The sequence below is a fragment of the Stenotrophomonas sp. 3(2025) genome, from assembly GCF_052665395.1.
Window position 1 is genome coordinate 89,728 of record NZ_JBQOIF010000010.1, and the last position, 19,111, is coordinate 108,838.

Below are 19,111 nucleotides of genomic sequence, written 5' to 3' on the forward strand. Positions count from 1 at the left end.
GTTGCAGGCTTAGAAGCGCTGCTGGTACTTCATGTACATGAAACGACCGATGTCGAAGCCACCGTAGTAGGTGAAGCTGCTGTTGGGCTGGCTGTACATGATCGGACCCTGGTGGTCGAACACGTTGTTCAGGCCCAGCGACACGGTGCCATCCCACGGCAGGCTGTAACGCACCTGCAGGTCGTGGAAGGTGTTGGAACCCACCTTGCGGCTCGGCTGTGCATCGGTATACGGCGAAACGAAGTCGGCCATGTTGCAGTCCGGGCCACCGCCCAGATCGTACGAGCAGGCTTCCTTCATGCCCGAGTAGTAACGGGCGGTCCAGCCGATGCCGAGGTTGCCGTACTGCCAATCCAGGTTGAAGGTCGAACGTACGCGGAAGTCACCGGCCCAGCCCACGCGCTGCTCCACCGGGGTGGTGGCGGCGCTGTCGTTGCGCTGCTCCAGGTAGTCGGTGTAGGTGGTGTTCCAGTTGATGGCGAACTTGCCGTAGGCGGTTTCCGGCAGGCGGTAACGCACACCGATGTCATAGCCGGCGGTTTCGCGGTAGCCGGCGTTGACCAGCGAACGATCCAGCGCCGAAACCTGGCCGCGGGTGGCCGCAGCGGTGGAACGGGTGAAGCGACCGCATGCCGAATCCACGCCCTGCACGTAGCACTGGTTGAGGATGTCGGTAGCCGACTCGCCCACGATGGCGTTGTCGATGCGGATCTTCCACCAGTCCAGGCTGACGTCCAGGCCCTGCACGAATTCCGGGCTGTAGACCAGGCCGACGGTCCAGGTCTTGGCGGTTTCCGGCTTCAGTTCCGGGTTGGAACCGGAGTTGAAATCGGAGGTGGCCTGCTGGCCCGGGCGGTTGGCAAGGTTGCCGTCCGAACCGGTCTGCTGACGGAAGTTGGCAGGCACGTTCAGCGCCTGGCAGCGTGCTGCCACGGTCGGGCTGCTGGCGGCGATGCCGAACTTCGTATCGCACGGATCGGTGAACGAATCGCGGCTGGAAACCGCGCCACCGTAGAGATCGTCCACGGTCGGTGCACGGAAGCCGGTGCCGTAGGTGGCGCGCACCAGCAGGCTGTCGATCGGCTTCCACTTCAGGCCGAACTTGCTGTTGGTGGTCGAACCGAAGGTGTTGTAGTCGGTGTAGCGACCGGCCAGGTCCAGCGACAGCTCGCGGGCGAAGGCCATGTCGGCCAGCAGCGGCACCTGCATTTCCAGGTAGACCTCGTTGAGCGAGTAGTCGCCACGGGTCGGCTGGCCGGTGGTGCCGGCGATCTGGCCCTTCTGCACCATCAGGTCCGGGGTGTAGCTGGCTTCTTCGCTGCGGTGCTCAACGCCCATCGCGCCCATGATGTCGCCGGCCGGCAGGGTGAACAGCGAGCCGGAGATGTTGGCGCTGGCGACCTTGGTGGTGCTGCGCATCTTGTCGACGAAGCGGGTGAACAGGTAGTCCTGCACGTCCTGGTTGCCCAGCGAGCCCGGGCCGGTGTAACCCATCGGCGCAGCCGGATTCCACGGCACGCAGCCGGCGATCACCGCACCCGGCGTACCGCAGCGGGCCACATCGCCGTCCATGAAGGACGGGCCGACGGCCAGGTTGACGTTCGGCTGGTACATGCTGCCGGTGCCAACGCGCTCGCCTTCATTGCGGTTGTACATGTAGCTGACGTTCCAGTCCCAGTAGCGCGAACCGGTTTCGAAGCTGCCTTCCAGGCCGAGGCTGGCACGCTTGGTTTCCAGCGTGTTCTCGGTACCGCGCGGCAGCTCTTCGGTGCGGTGCGAGAACAGCACGTCCTGGCCCCACTTGTTGAAGGTGCTGTCCTTGGACAGCGCAGCGCGCGTGCCGTTGCGCGACTGCGCAGCCGAGACCGAGTACGGGTAGCCGGCCAGGTGCTTGGTCGACTCGCGCTTGCTGTACAGCGCATCGGCGACGATGCGCAGGTTGTCGGTGATCGAGAAGCCGCCGTTGGCGAACACCGAGGTGCGCTCCAGGCCGCTCAGCAGGCTCATGTTGGTCTTGGCGTTGGCGCCGTCAGCCGGATCCGGCGTGTGGAAGTTGCCGGCGCTGCTCGGGTCGCCGCCCGGGCCCACGGTCAGCGGCTTGCCACCGACGGTGACCGTGCCCCACTGGGTGGTCGGGCTCAGCGCGTCGACGTCGTCGGCATGGCGCGGCCCACCCGGGTAGCGGCTGAACGCGCGCGCATCGCCGAGGATCTCGTCTTCCTTGGTGCGCTCGGCGCCGACGCTGAACCAGCCGCGGTCGAAGGTCTTGCCGAAGGTGGCGCTGTAGGAGCGCTTCTGGCCGTCGCCTTCACCGTACTGGCCGACATAGACGCTGGCTTCGCCACCGTCGAAGTTCTTGCGGGTGATGATGTTGACCACGCCGGCGATGGCATCCGAGCCGTACAGCGCCGAAGCGCCATCGGTCAGCACTTCCACGCGTTCGACGATCGCCGACGGAATCGAGGCCAGGTCGGAGTAACCGCCGGCGCTGACGCCCATGCGGCGGCCGTCGATCAGCACCAGGCTGCGTTCCGGGCCGAGGTTGCGCAGGCTGACATACATGCCGCCGAAATCGCGCGAGGAGCTCAGCGAGGACGAACGGCTCAGGCTCGGTGCGCCGGCTGCCGTGACGTCCTGCAGGATGTCGGCAACGTTGACGTAGCCCTTCTTCTCGATGTCGGCGCGGTTGAGTGCCACCACCGGCTGCGCGGTCTCGACACTGGCCTGGCGGATGCGCGAGCCGGTGATCTCGATGCGGTCGAGGTTGGTGGGGGTATCACCGGCTTCCTGTGCGAAAGCGGGCGTGGTGCAGCTGGCGGCCAGCGCGATGACGATCGCGTTGCGCAGCGGGGTGGTCTTCAGGGACATCCGTGAAATCTCGTGTTTCAGAAAAAACATGCGTCCGTTCTATGGACGCGTGGGGTGCTGCAAACCAACGTGGGGGCCGGATTCTAGAGTGTTTTCATCGGCAACTGTTTGTCCGCGCGCGCTGTAACGCCGCGAAAATGAATCGCAACCAACAATCCACAGGTGCACTGTGCGCAACGTCACGCGCGCTGCGTTTGCGATGGGCAGAGGCACCGATAGCGGCGGTGTCTGCGCAATCTGTAATCGTTGTTGCGTGCGTACACGCATCCATCCACGCATGGCGTGGATCTACTGCAACAACGTCGGCGTCCACACCATGCGGATGGGCCAGTAGATCCACGCCATGCGTGGATGGACCAGTAGATCCACGCCATGCGTGGATGGGCCAGTAGATCCACGCCATGCGTGGATGGGCCAGTAGATCCACGCCATGCGTGGATGACGCGCAGAAAAAAGGGACGAAGCCTTCGCTCCGTCCCCTGCGCAACGTTCATTCAATCAATGCGTGATGCTCAGGTCTCGCGCAGCGCCGTGGTGATCGGCAGGCGTGCCGCGCGCAGCGCCGGGAACAATCCGCCCACCAGGCCGATGCCCAGCGCCCACTTCAGCCCGCTCCACAGCAGTTCCGGCGATACATGGAACTTGAACACCACCGCGCTGAAGTTGCTGCCGATGGTGGACACGCTGTAGCCGTTGAACAGCAGCCACGCCACCGCGCAGCCAAGCAGTCCGCCGAGCAGGGCCAGCAGCATGGTCTCCAGCATCACCGCAGTCACCACCGGCAGGCCACGGAAGCCGATCGCACGCATCGTGGCGATCTCGCGTGCGCGCGTGGCCACGGCGGCATACATGGTGTTGAGCGCACCAAACACAGCGCCTACGGCCATGATGGTGCCGATCACCTTGCCGAGGATGTCGATCAGCTTGGTCAATCCACCACCCTGCTTGCTGTAGTAGACGCGGGTGGTTTCCACGTCCAGCTTCAGGCGCGGATCGGCGGCCACGGCGGCCTTGAACTGCTCGAAGCCGGCCTTGCCGTCGGTACGCACGCTGATCGACTGCCAGGCACTGCGCTGGTAGGTGGTGGCCAGCGTGTCGGCGTCGGTCCACAGTTCCGAGTCATGCGCATCGCCGGTAGCGAACACGCCCACGACCGTCCAGGTCTGGTTGCCCAGGGTGAGCGTTTTGCCAACATCCATGTCGCGGAACTGGCTCCTGGCGCCCTGGCCGACCACGATCTCGCGCAGGCCGGCGGCGAACCGGCGGCCTTCGACGATCCTGACCTTGTCATGCACGGCCCACGCCTGCGGGCCGACACCGCGGAACTGCGCATTGACGTCGGTGCCATCGGCCTTGGACACCAGGTTGACCACCTGCGAGAGTTCCGGCGACAGCAGCGGCCGCCCCTGCGCATCGCGGGTGATGCCGGGCAGGGTGGACAGCGTCGGGACCTGCTCGCGGGTGATGACCGAGTTGGTCTCGGCCTGCGAACCGCCGCGCAGCACGATCGCGGTGGTGTCATCGCCGGTGTTGTTGAGCGTGGCCTGGAAGCCTTCGCCCATCGCCAGCATCGCCACCAGCACGCCGACCACGCCGGCGATACCGACCACGATCACCGAGGAGGCACCCCAGCGCTGCGGCAGGCTGGCGATGCCGATGCGGGTGGCGGCCAGGGCCAGCCGGCCACTGCGGGTGAGCGCCAGCCACAGCCCCAGCAGCACCGCGATGGCGGCGACGCCGATCCACGGCAGGCTGATCCACACCACCAGGCCGACGACCAGCAGCAGTACGGTCACCGCGTTCCCCAGCCACTTCTTGAGCTTGTTCATGTCGGTGTCCTCTTCAGCGGCCGGCGAGCGCGTCGACGATCTTCAGGCGCTTGGCGCGCAGTGCGGGCAGCAGCCCGACCACGATGCCGATCACCACGATCAGGACGATGCCCACCAGCCAGGTCGGCGTCGGTACGTGCGGCGGCAGCATGCCCATGCTCTTGGGACTGATGGCCGGCAGGATCAGCGCCGCCAGGCCCATGCCGATCAGTCCACCGAGGCCGATCAGCAGCACCGATTCGACCATCACCAGGGTCAGCACCGTGCTGTCCTTGAAGCCCAGCGTCTTCAGCGTGGCCAGTTCCGGAACGCGCTCGCGCACCGCCTGGGCCATGGTGTTGCCGGTCAACAGCAGCAGGGTGAAGAACACCGCGCCCATGATCGAGGTGACGATCATGCCGATGTCGGCGAACTGTTTCACGAACGCCTGCTGGAACGCCGATTCGGTCTGGGTCTTGGTTTCGTGGTCGGAATTGGCCGAGATCGCATCGATGGCCTGCGCCACCCGCGAGGACTGGTCGGGGTTGTCCAGCGTCACCGTGTACCAGCTCACCTGGTTCTTGATGTAGTCGTTGGACTCATCGAAGTACTTCCAGTTCATCATCAACTGGCGTTCCTCATTGGCCGCCAGTGCGCGATCCTTCGAGCGGTAGATGCCCTTCAGTTCCAGCGGCCAGTCGTTGCTGCCGCCACGCGGGAAGATGGTGGCCTGCAGCGGGATGGTGTCGCCGATCTTCCAGCCGAACTGCTTGGCCAGCGTCTCGCCGACGATCGCGCCGGTACGGGTCTGCTGCCAGTCCTGCAGCTGCGCCGGGTCGATCTGCAGCTCGCGGTAGACATCGAAGTAGTTGGGCGCTACCGAGAAGTTGGGGAAGAAGTTCTTCGGGTCCTGGTAGATGCCGCCGAACCACATGCCGTAGGTGACATCGCGCACGCCACTGACCTGGCGGATCTGCGTTTCCAGGCGGATCGGCAGCGACTGGGTGATCGACAGGCGCGAAGCCACCACCAACCGGTTGGCACCTTCCACGCTGCCACCGGACGAGAACGCCACGCGCACCGAGTCGAGCATGCCGAACAGCAGGAACGCGGCCACTACCGACAGCAGGGTCAACAGGGTGCGGGTGCGGCTGCGGAACAGCTGCGCCCAGACCAACGAGAAGTATTTCATCGCAGTGGCCTCCGTCAGTGGGCCAGCGGCGCGTCGGCCAGCTCGCCCTTGTCCAGGTGCACCGTGTGGGTGGCGTACTCGGCGGCCTTCGGGTCATGGGTGACCATGATGATGGTCTTGCCGTGTTCGCGGTTGAGCTGCTGCAGCAGGCCCAGGATCTCTTCGGCGGACTGGCGGTCAAGATCGCCGGTAGGTTCGTCGCAGATCAGGAAGGTCGGGTCGGAGACGATCGCGCGGGCGATCGCCACGCGCTGCTGCTGGCCGCCGGACAGTTCGTTGGGGCGATGGCTGCGGCGGTCGGCCAGGCCGACCAGGGTCAGCGCGATCTCGGCATTGCGCTTGCGCTGCGCCGCGCTGAGGTGGGTCAGCAGCAACGGCAGCTCCACGTTCTTCTGCGCGGTCAGCATCGGCATCAGGTTGTAGAACTGGAACACGAAGCCGACATGGTGGCTGCGCCACGTCGACAGCTGGCCGCCACTCATCTGGTCGATGCGCTCGCCTTCGATGCTGATCTCGCCGCCGGTGGGGTTGTCCAGACCGCCGATCAGGTTGAGCAGGGTGGTCTTGCCGGAACCGGACGGGCCCATCAGTGCGACGAAATCGCCGCTGGCGATATCCAGGTCGATGCCGTGCAGCACCTGCACCTTTTCGGGGCCACGCTGGTAGGTCTTGGTGATGTTGCGCAGTGAAACCAGGGTCGACATGGGTGGTTCTCCACGAAAGGCGGGAAACGGGAAAGCGTCCCGGCCAACGGCCGGCGCGCGTCGAACAGTGGTGCTATCCAGCGGTACTGCCGGTGGCGCCATGCAGGCGCCGGGCCGTTACTGCGCTTGTTTCTGCTTGACCCTGGTGCCGTCGCGCAGGGTGTCCGGCGGGTTGACCACCACCGACTCTCCTGCGCTCACGCCCTTGAGGATCTGGCGGTCCTTGCCCATCGCCTGGCCCGCCTCGACCGTGCGCTGCTGCACACGGTTGTCATCGCCCAGCGCGAAGGCCACCGACGCACCCTCACGTTCGACCACCGCAGTGGCCGGAACGCGCACGCCCTGTGGCTTGGCTTCGGTCTGCGGCTTGGCCTGTTCCAGGAAGCTGACCCGCACGCCCATTTCCGGCACGATGCGCGGGTCCTTCACTTTCAGTGCCACCCGCACCTTCACCGTGGCCTTGCCGCGGTCGGCAGTGGGGACGATGGCGATCACCTCGGCCGGGATCTTCCAGTCCGGGTAGGCGTTGAGCGTGGCTTCCACCGGCATCTTCGGCTGCACGCGGCCGATGAACGCTTCGCCGACCTCGACTTCGATCTCCAGCGATTCCATGTCGACGATGGTGCCGATGCCGGTACGGGTGAAGCCACCACCGGCCGACAGCGGCGAGACGATTTCGCCGGGCTGCGCGGCCTTGGCGGTGACCACGCCGGAGAACGGCGCGCGCACGATGTTGTTGTCCACGCCAAGGTCGGCGATGGACAGCTGGTCGTTGGCAACCTTGACGTTGCGTCGTGCGGTTTCCAGCTGCGCACGCAGGCTGTCACGCTGGGCCACGGCCTGGTCGTACTGCGAACGCGAGACCAGCTGCTGGCCGATCAGTGCCTGCAGGCGGCTGGCTTCAGCGGCGGCCTGCTTCTGCTGGGCTTCCAGGCCGACCACCTGGCTGCGTGCGGCCTGCAGCTGCGAGGCGTACAGGTTGCGCTGCGCGTCGGCATCGATCGGGTCCAGGGTGGCCATGATCTGCCCCTGTTCCACCCGCATGCCTTCTTCGATCATCACCTCGCGCACCTTGCCGGTGATCTTGGCCGACACCGTGGCCATGCGCCGGGCGACCACGTAGCCGCTGGCGTCGAGCACCGAGCTGCTGGCGCTGCCCTGCTGGATGGCCACCGCCGGCGCGGTGTCCACTTCCACGGTGGGCGCGCGGCCGAACAGTGCGAATGCACCACCGGCCAGCAGCACGATGATCACGGCCACGGCGATCCACAGCCAGCGACGGCCACCACTGCCGCCACTGGAGGCGGGCGGCGGCGACTTGCGGTCGATACGGAGTTCCTTCAACAGCTCGGCAGAAGCGTTCATTCGTTCCATCACAGGCGTTCGGGCGGGTGTGACCGGAAGGGCAGGCAGCGGCGGTTCCGGCGGTGGAGCGTGCGGCACAGCATGAAGGCAGGTGCATCGGCGATGGCAGTGACAGCTGTCATCCGATGTCATTGACGGCGGCAACTGCGAAATGTGACCACGGCGGCACAGGATGGCAACGTCCCCGCTACCGGTACCGCCATGGATACGATCGCCCCGTCGCTGGCCCGCCTGCAGCAGGTGCAGGTGCGTTACCGCGACCATACCGCCCTGCACGGCATCGACCTGCAGGTGCGCGGTGGCCAGGTACTGGCCCTGCTGGGCCGCAACGGTGCCGGCAAGAGTACCGCGATCAGCGTGCTGTTGGGCCTGCGCCGTGCCGACTGCGGCCAGGTCGAGCTGCTGGGCGGTGATCCGCAGCAGCGCGCCAGTCGTATCAGCCTCGGCGTGATGCTGCAGAGCACCAGCCTGCCGCCGATGCTGCAGGTGGATGAACTGGTGGCGCAGGCGCGCCGCCGCCTGCGCCGGGTCGGCTGAACTGGCATGATCGGCAGCGATCGTCCCCGCCTGGAATCTCCCATGCCACCGAGCTGGCTTGCGTCCCTGCTGCGCCCCGCGCCGGATTCGGCGGTGGCCGAACTGCTGCGGCGTGGCAAGTCGCCCTGGAGTGGTGCGATCCACCTGCTGTGGTCGGTCTGGATCTTCCTCACCCCGGTGCTCGGGAATGGCTTCACGCTGCGCTGGTTGTTGCTGACGCTGGCCAGCTATCCGTTGTTCCTGCTGTTCTATGCCAGGGTGATGCTGGCGCCACGGCACCACGCCTGGCGCTACGCGCTGGGCATGATTGCGATGGCCCTGGCGCTGCTGCCGTGGTATCCGTCGGGACTGAGCTACTTCGTGTTCGGCTGCGTGATGATCCGCATGAGCAGCCGCGGCGGCTGGTGGGTGTACCTGTTGCAGCTCACCGGCCTGAATCTCCTGTTCTGCAGCACCGCGCTCTACTTCGGTTATCCGTGGCAGGCCATGGTGTGGATGCCGGCGGTGTCGTTCATTGTCGGGCTGGTGGTCAACGTGGAGGCCTTGAGCCATCAGCGCGACGTTGCCCTGCAGCTGTCCCAGGACGAGGTGCGGCGCCTGGCGACCACCGCCGAGCGCGAGCGCATCGGCCGTGATCTGCATGACCTGCTGGGGCATACGCTGTCATTGATCACGCTGAAGCTGGAACTGGCGCGCAAGCTGTACGACCGCGATGACGCGCGTGCCCGGCAGGAAATCGGCGAGGCCGAGGACATTGCCCGCGAGGCGCTGGCGCAGGTACGCAGTGCGGTCACCGGCATCCGCGCCAGCGACCTGGCCGGCGAACTGGCCTCGGCACGCCTGCTGCTGGAATGCCAACAGGTACACCTGCAGTACATGCCGCCGCCACCGATGCCAGTGGAGGTAGAGCGTGGGCTGGCACTGGTGCTGCGCGAGGCGGCGACCAACATCGTGCGCCACGCGCAGGCGACCCGGGTGCAGGTGGATTTCATGCTTGAGGACCGACAGTTGGTGATGCAGATACGCGATGACGGCCGTGGTGGTGTGCAGGCCGAGGGCAACGGATTGTGTGGCATGCGTGAGCGCGCAGCGGCGCTGGGTGGCCAGTTGACGCTGCAGTCGCCGCGCGGGGAAGGCACGCTGCTGACCGTGCGCGTGCCCCTGGTGGCCGCGACTACACCGCTGTCGCCGGCATCGCTGGCACAGGGAGGCGCGGCATGATCCGCATCCTGCTGGCCGAGGATCAGGCGATGGTGCGCGGCGCGCTGTCGGCGCTGCTGGGTCTGGAACCGGATATCGAGGTACTGGGCAGTGCTGCCGACGGCGAAGCCGCCTGGCGCATGCTGCAGCAGCTGCAGCCGGACATCCTGGTCACCGACATTGAGATGCCGGGGCTGAGCGGGCTGGAACTGGCCCAGCGCATCGCCCGCCATGAACTGCCGATCAAGGTGGTGATCGTGACCACCTTCGCCCGTGCCGGTTTCCTGCGCCGCGCGCTGGAAGCGGGCGTACTGGGCTATCTGTTGAAGGATGCACCGGCCGAGAACCTGGCCGAAGCACTGCGCAAGGTGAAACAGGGTATCCGTGCGATCGATCCGCAGCTGGCGCTGGATGCGTGGTCGCAGGCCGACCCGCTGACCGACCGTGAGCGCCGCGTACTGCGCCTGGCAGGCGAGGGCCGCACCGCCAGCGAGATCGCCGAGCAGCTGGGGCTGTCGCACGGCACAGTGCGCAACTACCTGTCCGAATGCATTGGCAAGCTGGGTGTGGCCAACCGGATCGAGGCGTACCGGCTGGCGCGGCAGAAGGGGTGGTTGTAGGGGGTGTCACTTTTCTTTTCGCGTGCACCGCGCTGCAGGAGCAGCGCGGAACGGCGTAGCCGGCCCGTAGGGTGGCGCACATGGATGTGCGCCATCAAAGAAAGTAACCAAAAGAAACGCGCCGCCGGCCGCGAGCCGGTGCTGCGCACCGGTACCCTGCGCTTCTCGGTCCGTCGAGGGACGGCGCGCAGAAGTCAGCCGACTAACAGTCGGCTCTACAGGACATCGGCGCCTCTTCGCCCTCGCCGGACCTGTGGTGCTCGGCTCGCTCAAGGCGGAATGGAAGGTCACGATCAACGGCAAAGGCATCCACGCATGGCGTGGATCTACTGGGTGCAGCTGCGGCTTTTGACGTTGGGTCCGCCTTCAAGCGAGCCGAGCACCGCAGGTCCGGCGAGGGCGAAGAGGCGCGGGTGTCTGAGCGCAGCGAGTTCCCGCGCCGTCCCTCGACGGACCGAGGAGCACAGGGCACCGGCGTGCGAAGCACGCCGGCTCGCGGCTGGCGGCGCGTTTCTTTTGGTTACTTTTCTTTTCGCGCGAAAAGAAAAGTGACACCCCTCCGCAGTCGCGGAAAAGGGCAGCCGGGAACCCCCGGCGAACCCATTCACTCCTTCCCGCGTGCCATCGCCTGGAACACGCCATCGCGGCGCACCCACAGGTGGAACAGCGCCGCACCCACGTGCATCAGCACCGTGGCGAACAGCACGTAGGCCAGCAGGCTGTGCGCATTGCGCAGCGCGGCGTACAGCGCTGGCGTGTGCGGCACGATCGGCGGCAGGTGCAGGCCACCGCCCAGCACGATCGGGTAGCCGCCGGCCGACAGCATCGCCCAGCCGATCAGCGGCATCGCCAGCATCAACGTGTACAGCATCCAGTGCGAAGCCTTCGCCGCCAGCACCTGCCACGCGGGAAGATCCGCTGGCAGCGGCGGTGGGCGATGGCGCAGGCGGTTGTACAGGCGCAGCACCGCCAGCAGCAGGATGGCGATACCCAGCGGCCGGTGCAGGTCGATCAGCATGGGGCGCAGGTGCAGCGAGGCGACCATGGTCACGCCGATGAACAGCATGGCGATGATCATCAGCGCCATGGACCAGTGCAGTACCCGGGCGAGCAGGTTGAAGTGGCCGTTGCCGGTACTCATCGTGCGTCCCCCTTCGTCTGTGCCGCCGCACCGCTGGCGCGCTCGCGCTCGCGGCGGTTGAACGACTGCGAATACACCGCCGAGCGCGCAGCCAGGATCGGGTCGTCGCTGCCGCGCACGCCGCTGGGCACGATCAGCGGATCGAAGTTGAGCTGGCCGCAGACGCCTTCTTCCTGCGACTGCATGCGGTCGAGGCTGAGCACGCCCGCCACCACCTGTTCGCGCGATTCCGGCCACGGCACCGAGGGATCATCGATGGCATCGCCCGGCGCGGCCAAGCTGACCACCAGATTCCAGCGCACCGGGCCGGTGGCCAGGCGCTGCTGCAGTTCCTGGCTGAGGAAATCGACATTGGCCTGCTTGCGTGCCTCTGCATCCATCTCCACCAGCGGCGCCTGCGGCTGCCAGCGCCAGCGCACCGCGCGTTTCTGCCCCTGCGCGTTGGTGAACCAGAAACTGTTGACGCTGTTGAAGGTGGTGTTGGCCCAGCTGCTGGTCCACGGTGCGCTCTTGGCCCACTGCTGGAAGGCCTGTGCGCTGGGGTACCTGGCCAGCACGGCCGCCATCTTCTGCGGGTCGGGCTTGCCGGTGGCCGGATCCGGAATCTGCGCGCGGGTCTGCTCGTAGAACGCCTCGGCGGTGGGCACGGCGAAGAACGGGAAGCTGTTCATCGCCATCCGCCATTCCTGCCCGTCATCGCCCACCAGCTGTACGGCGATGCTGCGCACGCGCGCGCTGCCATCGGCGCCGTGCGGATCGCCACCGCCGATCGATAGCCGGCCCAGCACCGGAACCTTCGCCTGCGAGAACACCCGCGCGCTGGACAGCGTGGGCGCCTGTGCGCTGGGTTCGAACCAGCCACTCACGCACACGCCTTTGCTATGCGCGCGGCGGAAGCCGGGATGCGCAGGGCCGGTGGCCTCGATGGTGTCGGTGAAGCGCTGTGCGGTCAGCCGGTCGCGGCCGATCCAACCGGCCAGCCAGGCGAAGGCGAGGGCAACGATGCCCAGGATCAGTGCGATCAGCGCGATCCAGGGCAAGGGCGAATGCCGGCGCGGCGCGCCCGGCTCCTGGCCGGCGCGGGTGTAGCGGAAGAGCGACATGGTCGGAGTCCTGCCTTCACGGATGTGTGGGTGGGCGACCACACCATCCTCGCAGAACCCGGCCGGGGCCGAAATTCAATTTTTCGTCAGATTTGCAGGGTCATGCAGTGCCGACCAAGGTCGGCACCCACCGGCATGGGTAGCGCCGGGCCATGCCCGGCGGCTCCATCAGCCGTAGCGTGCCTTCAGCATCGTCCAGGCCGAACGCAGGGCCAGGGCTTCGCCACCGGCCGGGCGGCCCGGGCGCTCGCCATCGTTCCAGGCATACACGTCCAGATGTGCCCAGCGCTGTCCGTCTTCCAGGAAGCGTTCCAGGTACAACGCGGCGGTGACCGAGCCGGCCATGCGCGAACCGGCGTTGGCCAGGTCGGCGATGCCGCTGCTCAGGTAACGCAGGTACGGACGCCACAACGGCATGCGCCACACCGGATCGCGGGTGGCGTCGCCAGCCTGCAGCCACTGCTGGGCAACCGTGTCATCGTTGCTGAACAGCGCCGGCAGGTCCGGGCCCAGCGCGATGCGTGCCGCGCCGGTCAGCGTGGCGAAGTCCAGCACCAGGTCCGGCTTCTGCTCACCGGCGAACGTCAGCGCGTCGCACAGGATCACCCGGCCTTCGGCATCGGTGTTATCGATCTCCACGCTCAGGCCCTTGCGGGTGGCGATCACTTCGCCCGGGCGGAAGGCATCCGGGCCGATCGCATTTTCCACCGCCGGTACCAGCAGGGTCAGGTGCACCGGCAGCTGCTGGGCCATCACCAGCCCGGCCAGCGCCAGCGCGTGTGCGGCGCCGCCCATGTCCTTCTTCATGTTGCGCATGCCATCGGCCGGCTTGATGTCCAGGCCGCCGGTATCGAAGCACACGCCCTTGCCGACCAGTGCCAGCGCCGGGTCGGTCTCCTTGCCCCAGCGCAGCACGATCAGCCGCGGCGCACGGTGCGAGGCACGGCCCACCGCATGGATGGCCGGGAAGTTCTGCGCCAGCAGTTCGTCGCCGGTGATGGCTTCCACCTGCGCGCCATGCGCTTCAGCCAGGGCACGCGCGGTGTCTTCCAGCTGCTGCGGGCCCATGTCTTCGGTCGGCGTGTTGACCCAGTCACGCACGCGCAGGCTGGCGGCGATCAGGTCGGCCACTTCGCCGGTCGGTGCAGCCACCAGCTGGGCTGGCGCGCGGTTGCGCTTGCGGTAGCGGTCGAAGCGGTAGCTGCCCAGGCCCCAGCCCAGCTGCAGCAGTGCCTGTTCGGCGGCCGGCAGTTCGCTGGCCAGCTGCCACACGCTGCCTTCCGGCAGGGCATGCGGTGCATGGGCGTAGCTGTAGGCATCGGCACGATCGCCGACGCCGATCACCGCGCCAGCCAGGCCATCGGCGCCGGGCAGCAGCGCAACCGAATGCGCGCCCGCAGTGAAGCCCTGCGACTTCAACCACGCCTGGGTGGCAGCCGATTGGCTGTTCTTCCACGCCTCGAACTGGCTGCGGTCCAGCACGTGCAGCGGCAGTGCGGCGGTGGTGTCGGCGGTGAAGCCAGTGATCTCGCTCATGCGTCAGGTACTCCGGGATGCGTCAGCGTCGGCGGCGTCGAGGTTGGCATCGAGCCAATCGGCCAGGCCGGTGAGGGTGTCGAACTGCAGGTCAGGCTGCAGCTGCGGATGGTTCCAGGTGGCCGCTTCGCGGTTGATCCAGCAGCCGCGCAGGCCGGCAGCCATCGCGCCGGCCACGTCCATCTCGACGTGGTCGCCCACGTGCAGCACCTGCGCCGGGGCGACGCCCAGGCGGTCGCAGGCAGCGTGGAAAATGCTCGCTTCCGGCTTGGCTGCGCCATGCTCGCGGGCGCCCAGCTGGAAGCTGAAGTGATGGGCCAGGCCGATCCGTTCCAGATCGGCGTTGCCGTTGCTCAACGCGGCCACCGGCACCCGCGCGGCGATACGCGCCAGTGCGTCGAGCGCATCGGGGTAGCACTCCACCTGGTTGCGCGCGGCGTAGAACACTTCATACGCCGGTTCCAGAAGATCCAGGCTGGCGCCACTGTTTTCCAGCGCCTCCTGGATCGTCAGCCGGCGCAGCGCGCTCAGGTCGAAATGCAGGTGGGGGTTGTCGCGGAACGAGCGCTCGCGCAGTTCGCGCATGGCCGCCACCGGATACATCGCGGCAGTGGCGGGGCTGTGTTCGCGCATCCAGTCGAACAGGACCTGGTCGATGCGGGCGCCGATCGGAGCGAACGGCCACAGCGTATCGTCGAGGTCGAGGGTGATGGCAAGGACAGGGAATTTCACCCCGCCATTCTACGCCTGCCCGCGCGGGCTTTCATGCGCGAGGCGGGCAGGCGCTGCAGCTGTAACGCCCGTCGATGGAGCGCGCCTCACTCCAGCAGCCGCGCCCAGCCGTGCATGCCGTCCAGCCGCGCCAGCACCAGCTTGATGCAGACCAGCAGCGGTACCGCCAGCAGCAGGCCGATCATGCCCCAGGCCCAGCCGAACACCATCAGCGCCAGGATCAGCACCAGCGGTGACAGTTTCATCTGCCGGCCAAGCACGATCGGTGTCACCAGCTGCCCTTCCAGGGTATGCAGGATCAGGTAGGCGGCCGCAGGCAGCAGTGCCTGCAGCGGGTCGCGGAACTCGACAAAGCCCATCAGCAGCATCAACCCGACGCCGAGCAGCGGGCCGACATAGGGGGCGAAGTTCAGCAGGGCCGCCACGGTGCCCCACAGCAGCGCCTCCTGCAGGCCGATGCCCAGCAGCATCAGCACCGCGGCCAACAGCAGGCCGACAACCGTGTTGATCACGCTGATGGTCAATACGTAGCGCGACACCTCATGCTCGATCGAGCGCAGGATGTCACTGGTGAAGCGCTGCTGCTGCCGGTTCGGGAACAGGGCGATCGCTGCACGCTGCAGGCTCTGTCCGTAGATCATGAAGAACAGCGTCAGCAGCACGACGGCCAGCACCGAGGCGGCCAGCCGCGGCGCACGGGTGAGCATGCGGTAGGGGTCGTCCAGCTGGGTGCGGATCACCTGCACCTTGCGGTTGCCGTCGCCGCCGGCCACGCGCGCGAAATTCTCTGCGGCCTGGTTGGCCTGCTGCACCGGCTTGGTCAGATCCTGCACCTGGCGCGCAACCTTGCGCAGCTGCTGCGGTGCTTCCTGTGCCCAATCCATCGCCGGGCCGATCAGCTGTACCGCCAGCGCACCGGTCACGCCCAGGCCGGCGCCCAGCACCAGCAGGGCGGCGAGCGCGCGCGGAATCCACAGCTTCTGCAGCAGGCGCAGGATGGGGTTGCCGACCAGGGCGAAGAACATCGCCAGCAGGACCGGCAGGATGATGTCCTGCGCCGCCCACAGGGTGAACGCCACGGCCAGGGTCGCCAGGATCACCAGCGACATCGGGCCACGTGGGCGCGAGGGCGGCGGCAGGGGTGCGGACTCGTCCGGCGCAGGCGACGACGGGGACAACAGGGGCTCGCTCATCGACGCACCGACCAGAAAGAGAAGCCCATTATCGGCCCGCCGCGATCAACGCGGCGGGTAAGGTTCGTCAACGTTCGGACAACTCGGTCGCCGCTTCGGCCGGACGGGGCTCATGCGGCTCGGCCTCGGCCACCGGGGGGCGCGCTGCCGGTCGTGCGGCGGCGGCGGGTGGCGGCCCGGCCGCTTCATCCACCTGGTCGGCAGCATCGTCTGCGGTTTCCGCCGCCTGCGCCGCCACCACCGAAGCAAACGCGGCCTGGGCGCTGGCGAACAGGCTGGACACCGAACCGACCATCTGCAGCCAACGCGCTCCGTTGACCTTGCCCGGAACCTCCAGCTTGCCGGCGATGAACCCGCCGGCCAGACCCACCACCACGATGCGCAGTGGCGACCAGCCCTGTCGCCAGACCTGGCTGAGCACGTTCCAGTGGTCCTGGGTCTCGCCGAGGCGCACGGCCATCACCTGTTCGCAACGTTTCACACGCCGCTGCAGTGCACCGAACTTCATGGCTTGCCCTCCGGAATCTGCACGCCGGCATCGGGATCATCATCGGTGGGCTCATCGAACAGGCCCAACCGGGACAACTGACGCCGGGTGGCGTGCATGCCGGTGTGGTGGAAGAAGTAGGAAACGCGCCAGATCGCATAGCCGGTGACGGCCAGGCTCAGCAGCGAGGTGATCAGCAGGGCCTGCAGCCAGCTCAGGCCGAAGCTCTGCAGCAGGGCGATGAGGGTGGCGGCCATCAACAGCCAGGCCGACGCACCGAACACGATGGCGACGCCGGCCCAGGCCAATGCGCGGCCGAACGCGCTGCGGGCCAGCGCGAAGTCCGCCGACGCCAACCGGCGCAACGAACGCAGTGAATGCTTGGCCGAATCGGCAGTCGCCCGGCCGGCTGCGCCGACCTGGCGGATGCTTTCGTCCAACGGCGGCGTGGCCGCCGGATCAGGACGTTGCGTGGTGTCTTCGCTCACGCCGCAGCTTACTTGTCGCTGCCGCGGGCCAGCTTGGCGATGATCCAGCCGGTAGCGAAGGCCACGCCGAACGAGGCCAGCGGACGTTCGCGGATCAGCTCAGCAGCGCTGTCGATCAGGTCCTTGCCCTTGTCCATCAGCGCATCGACCTGTTCCTTGGCGGCGGCACCACCGAACTCGGCAGCCGCCAGGCCCGACAGCGCGCTGTCGGAAAGTTCAGCCTTGACGTTGGCCTTGCCGATGCGCAGTTCGTCGGTCGCGGCGCCGGTGGCGCCCTTGATCGCACCGCCGGCAGCACTGGCGGCCTGCTTCAGGTGGGAACCGGCTTCACCCAGGTGGTCCTTCAGGTTCTCGGTATTGGTGGGGCTCATCGAATCACTCCTGTTGCGATGGGGGAACGGGCGATCGGCGCTTGGCCGACCTGGATGTACAGCAATAGCATCACGTGGGTATAGGGGGCGTTACGGCCAGGCGATCAGCGCATCACCAACTGGCCCTGCTGCTGGCCATTGTTGCGCAGCACGCGCAGCACCAGCGTGGGCGGGCGCTGCTGGAAATTGGCGCGCCAGCTGGCCAGGTCGGCGAACTCGCCCACCGTGGCGTCGGTGATGATGTCGCCCTGCTGCAGGCCGTTGCCGGCGGCGCGGCTGCCGCGCTTGACCTCGCTGACCAGCACGCCGCCCACCCCGGACTGACGCAGCGATTCGGGCAGGTCGACGAAGCTGGCACCGGTCAGGCGCGGGTCCAGGCTCTCGCCGCTGACCACGCGCGCCTGTTCCTTCAGCGTTGCCTTGATCTGCAGTGGCTTGCCTTCGCGGCGAACGTCCAGGGTCAGCACGCTGCCCACCGCCGCCAGGCCTTCCACGTTGTGCAGTGCTTCGGCACTGTCCACACGCTGGCCGTTGGCCGAAACCACCACATCGCCCGGCTTCAGTCCTGCGGCGGCACCGGCCGAACCGGCCAGCACGCGGGTCACCAGAGCGCCACGGGTTTCGCCCAGGCCCAGGCCCTGCGCGATCTGCGCGCTCAGGTTCTGGCTTTCGATGCCCAGCGTGCCGCGCACCACCACGCCATGCTTGACCAGCTGGTCAACCACGCTGCGGGCCAGGTTCGACGGAATCGCCAGGCCCAGGCCGATGTTGCCGGCCATGCTGCCCTGCGGGTTGAAGCTGGCGGTGTTGATGCCCACCAGCTGGCCCTGCAGGTTGACCAGCGCGCCACCGGAATTGCCGGGGTTGATCGATGCATCGGTCTGGATGAAGTTCTGGTAGCCCAACCCGCGGATGCCACTGCGGCCCACCGCCGAGACGATGCCCGAGGTGACCGTCTGGCTGAAACCGAACGGATTGCCGATGGCAACCACGAAGTCGCCCACCCGCAGCTGGTCGCTGTTGCCCAGCTTGATGTCGGTCAGGTTCTGCGCCGGAATGCGGATGAGCGCGATGTCGGTGTCGCGGTCCGAGCCGAGGAACTCGGCCTTCACCGTGCGCCCATCGGCCAATGTCACCTGCACGTCATCAGCGTTGTCGATGACGTGGTGGTTGGTCAGCACCAGGCCTTCGGTGGCATCGATGATGACGCCCGAACCGAGTGACTCGTTGATCCGCTCCTGCGGGATGTCCGGGAACAGGCGGCGGAAGAACGGGTCATTGAAGAACGGGTTGCGTACCCGCACCACCTGCTTGGTGTTGACGCTGACCACCGCCGGCATCGCCTTTTCCAGCATCGGTGCAAGCGAAGGCACCGCCTGCCCGGCAACCGCGGCCGGCAGCGCTGCGGAGGTGGGCAGTACCGCCGGCAGCGGAGCGGCATCGGCACGGTTGTCCAGGTGCGCATTGAGGCCGGTGGCAACGAAGCCGCCGAAGGCAGCGGCGATTGCGAGCGTAAGCAGGGTGGGAAGCGGTCGCATGGGAGTCGGTTCGCAGGCTGAGGTTGGGGCCGTTGACGCATACGGTAGAACAAGCTGAATGAGTGTGTCGCGATCTGGATAAATGGCCCATGAAAATCCGACCCTTGCCGCAGGCGCCGGAAAGCTGACGCGCGCACCACAACGCTGTTCGCGACAGCCGCGAGCGAGCGCCGCAAGGCATGCCGGCAGCGCCCTGATACACCGTGACACTTGCGCAGTTCCGCGCAT

General features: G+C 67.1%; 17 protein-coding genes. 3 read left to right on the forward strand and 14 right to left on the reverse strand.

Annotation, left to right across the window (positions count from 1 at the left end):
* Window positions 1-9 precede the first annotated feature (9 nt).
* From ACUXVE_RS09980 to ACUXVE_RS10000, 5 genes are all read right to left on the reverse strand, one after another.
* Entirely contained in the window at window positions 10-2,868 is a 2,859-nt protein-coding gene (locus ACUXVE_RS09980) for a TonB-dependent receptor (RefSeq protein ID WP_132826205.1), read from the reverse strand.
* Between the two features lie 512 nt (window positions 2,869-3,380).
* Complete coding sequence (locus ACUXVE_RS09985) at window positions 3,381-4,697, reverse strand: ABC transporter permease (protein WP_093821259.1); 1,317 nt, start codon at window positions 4,695-4,697, stop codon at window positions 3,381-3,383.
* A 13-nt stretch (window positions 4,698-4,710) separates the two neighbouring features.
* The gene (locus ACUXVE_RS09990) at window positions 4,711-5,868 is read right to left on the reverse strand and encodes an ABC transporter permease (RefSeq protein ID WP_222387922.1); all 1,158 of its coding nucleotides are present in this window, start codon (window positions 5,866-5,868) and stop codon (window positions 4,711-4,713) included.
* Window positions 5,869-5,882: 14 nt separating this feature from the next.
* On the reverse strand, window positions 5,883-6,572 hold the full coding sequence (locus ACUXVE_RS09995; RefSeq protein ID WP_025878346.1) for an ABC transporter ATP-binding protein: 690 nt from the start codon (window positions 6,570-6,572) through the stop codon (window positions 5,883-5,885).
* A gap of 117 nt (window positions 6,573-6,689) precedes the next feature.
* The gene (locus ACUXVE_RS10000; protein WP_445514328.1) at window positions 6,690-7,937 is read right to left on the reverse strand and encodes an efflux RND transporter periplasmic adaptor subunit; all 1,248 of its coding nucleotides are present in this window, start codon (window positions 7,935-7,937) and stop codon (window positions 6,690-6,692) included.
* Window positions 7,938-8,138: 201 nt separating this feature from the next.
* Between ACUXVE_RS10000 and ACUXVE_RS10005 the strand changes: the two genes are divergently transcribed.
* From ACUXVE_RS10005 to ACUXVE_RS10015, 3 genes are read left to right on the forward strand one after another with little or no spacing between them, the layout of a single operon-like run.
* Window positions 8,139-8,474, forward strand: a complete 336-nt coding sequence (locus ACUXVE_RS10005; RefSeq protein WP_445514329.1) for an ATP-binding cassette domain-containing protein — start codon at window positions 8,139-8,141, stop codon at window positions 8,472-8,474.
* Window positions 8,475-8,480: 6 nt separating this feature from the next.
* Window positions 8,481-9,695, forward strand: coding sequence for a sensor histidine kinase (locus ACUXVE_RS10010; protein ID WP_445514330.1), 1,215 nt, complete (start codon window positions 8,481-8,483; stop codon window positions 9,693-9,695).
* On the forward strand, window positions 9,692-10,294 hold the full coding sequence (locus ACUXVE_RS10015) for a response regulator transcription factor (protein ID WP_025878350.1): 603 nt from the start codon (window positions 9,692-9,694) through the stop codon (window positions 10,292-10,294). Before ACUXVE_RS10010 ends, ACUXVE_RS10015 begins: the two co-directional genes overlap by 4 nt.
* A 604-nt stretch (window positions 10,295-10,898) precedes the next feature.
* Here ACUXVE_RS10015 and ACUXVE_RS10020 read toward each other — a convergent pair.
* From ACUXVE_RS10020 to ACUXVE_RS10060, 9 genes are all read right to left on the reverse strand, one after another.
* A complete protein-coding gene (locus tag ACUXVE_RS10020; RefSeq protein ID WP_222387919.1) occupies window positions 10,899-11,435 on the reverse strand; it encodes a cytochrome b in 537 nt (178 codons plus the stop codon).
* Window positions 11,432-12,538 (reverse strand): catalase family peroxidase, encoded by a 1,107-nt coding sequence (locus ACUXVE_RS10025; protein ID WP_222387918.1) that lies wholly within the window; start codon window positions 12,536-12,538, stop codon window positions 11,432-11,434. Before ACUXVE_RS10025 ends, ACUXVE_RS10020 begins: the two co-directional genes overlap by 4 nt.
* 168 nt (window positions 12,539-12,706) lie before the next feature.
* On the reverse strand, window positions 12,707-14,074 hold the full coding sequence (locus ACUXVE_RS10030; RefSeq protein WP_222387917.1) for a leucyl aminopeptidase family protein: 1,368 nt from the start codon (window positions 14,072-14,074) through the stop codon (window positions 12,707-12,709).
* Between the two features lie 3 nt (window positions 14,075-14,077).
* Window positions 14,078-14,806: an HAD family hydrolase gene (locus ACUXVE_RS10035; RefSeq protein WP_025878355.1), complete on the reverse strand. Its 729-nt coding sequence runs from the start codon at window positions 14,804-14,806 to the stop codon at window positions 14,078-14,080.
* A gap of 86 nt (window positions 14,807-14,892) precedes the next feature.
* Complete coding sequence (locus ACUXVE_RS10040; protein WP_222387916.1) at window positions 14,893-15,999, reverse strand: AI-2E family transporter; 1,107 nt, start codon at window positions 15,997-15,999, stop codon at window positions 14,893-14,895.
* Between the two features lie 67 nt (window positions 16,000-16,066).
* Window positions 16,067-16,507 carry a protein sip-5 gene (locus ACUXVE_RS10045; protein ID WP_222387915.1) on the reverse strand — a complete coding sequence of 147 codons (441 nt, stop codon included), beginning with the start codon at window positions 16,505-16,507 and terminating at the stop codon, window positions 16,067-16,069.
* Window positions 16,504-16,974 carry a phage holin family protein gene (locus tag ACUXVE_RS10050; RefSeq protein WP_222387914.1) on the reverse strand — a complete coding sequence of 157 codons (471 nt, stop codon included), beginning with the start codon at window positions 16,972-16,974 and terminating at the stop codon, window positions 16,504-16,506. The genes ACUXVE_RS10045 and ACUXVE_RS10050 overlap by 4 nt, the downstream gene beginning before the upstream one ends.
* 8 nt (window positions 16,975-16,982) lie before the next feature.
* Window positions 16,983-17,345, reverse strand: coding sequence for a hypothetical protein (locus tag ACUXVE_RS10055; RefSeq protein ID WP_025878359.1), 363 nt, complete (start codon window positions 17,343-17,345; stop codon window positions 16,983-16,985).
* A gap of 104 nt (window positions 17,346-17,449) precedes the next feature.
* The gene (locus tag ACUXVE_RS10060; protein ID WP_093821269.1) at window positions 17,450-18,883 is read right to left on the reverse strand and encodes a Do family serine endopeptidase; all 1,434 of its coding nucleotides are present in this window, start codon (window positions 18,881-18,883) and stop codon (window positions 17,450-17,452) included.
* Between the last annotated feature and the right edge of the window lie 228 nt (window positions 18,884-19,111).